General features: G+C 68.4%; 2 protein-coding genes. Both read left to right on the top strand.

The annotated features are described in order from the left end of the window. Positions 1-226 precede the first annotated feature (226 nt). Positions 227-571 (top strand): MerR family transcriptional regulator, encoded by a 345-nt coding sequence (locus AB0C36_RS43140; RefSeq protein ID WP_358365299.1) that lies wholly within the window; start codon positions 227-229, stop codon positions 569-571. A 227-nt stretch (positions 572-798) separates the two neighbouring features. After that, positions 799-1,223 (top strand): PAQR family membrane homeostasis protein TrhA (gene trhA, locus AB0C36_RS43135; RefSeq protein WP_435839237.1); only part of this gene is annotated, 425 nt, incomplete at its 3' end.

Genomic DNA, 1,223 nt, shown 5'->3' with positions numbered 1-1,223 from the left:
CTTGAGCCCGGGTACCGCAGGACATCGATAGTGAGGTGGTCTCCGGTCAAGCAACAGCGATCCCCGCACCCCCGGCAGCCTTCCGGCCGGGCCCGCGGAAACAGTTGAGCCGGCGCAGGACCAAGGCCGGCAGATGGTGTAGGAGTTCCTTCGGGGCCCTGGTGCCGTACGGCGCCAGGGCCCCTCCACGCGTTCCCCGACAAGACGTTCCGTGAGAGAGGTGCAGATGACAGCTGAGGGCACGTTCGGTCGTCTGGACGACGATGCTGACCCCGTGTCCTCCACCGGCCGGGCTGCCGAGACGCTCAGCACCACCCAGGGCTCCCTCCGTGCGATCGGTGATGCCCGCCTGATTGCCCCGCTGCGGTCAGCAGGGCGTACGCCGCCGCTGTCCCGCCATCAGCTGCGTATTGCCGCCCGGGGCCGGGAACTTGTCGACCGTCGCACCAAGATCGAGGCCGCCTGCCGCATCGTCATCCTCCAAGACCAACTCGAAGAAGCCGGGCGCATCAACGCCGAAGACCGCCGCGTCCCAGAACCTGGTAGTCATCTGACCCGCACCCTGGTCTGATGCCGTACGCGACACTGCGATGTCGCTTCCGCCCACCGATCCCGTGAAATGAGCACATGATCGCCGAAGACAGCCAACCGCCGGCGCACCGACCGCAGTCCCGGCATCGCACCGCCGCCACGCCCGACACCCGCGACACCTCCGATGGGGCAGGCGGCGTGGACTCCGGCGCGGCGGGAGCTGTGGAGGGAGGTGTGGAGCGTGCGGCGGCTGTGTTGAAGCCGCGGATGCGGGGTTGGCTGCATGCCGGCATGTCTCCGCTCGCGTTGGCGGGCGGGATTGTCCTGGTGGTCGTGTCGCGTTCGGCTGCGGCGGTGGCGGCGTGTTCGGTGTTCGCGGCCTCGGCGCTGCTGTTGTTCGGGACGAGTGGGGTGTATCACCGCGGTACGTGGGGTCCGCGGGGTGAGGCGGTGCTGCGGCGGTTGGACCACGCGAACATCTTCCTGATCATCGCCGGTACGTACACGCCTTTGGCGGTGCTGCTGTTGCCTGAGGATCAGCAGGTGGTGCTGCTGTCCTTGGTGTGGGCGGGCGCCTTGGCGGGCGTCGCGTTCCGGGTGTTGTGGATCGGGGCTCCCCGGTGGCTGTACACCCCGTGTTACATCGCCTTGGGGTGGGTGGCTGTCTTCTACCTGCCGGACTTCGCGCGCAC

The organism is Streptodolium elevatio (assembly GCF_040649515.1).
Lineage (GTDB): Bacteria > Actinomycetota > Actinomycetes > Streptomycetales > Streptomycetaceae > Yinghuangia > Yinghuangia elevatio.
The sequence above is the reverse complement of the archived record's forward strand: the minus strand, read 5'-3'. Positions and strand labels throughout refer to the sequence as shown.

Bases quoted from the DNA above. Each gene is read 5' to 3' on its own strand.
- AB0C36_RS43140 (WP_358365299.1), top strand. From the start codon at position 227: ATGACAGCTGAGGGCACGTTCGGTCGTCTGGACGACGATGCTGACCCC.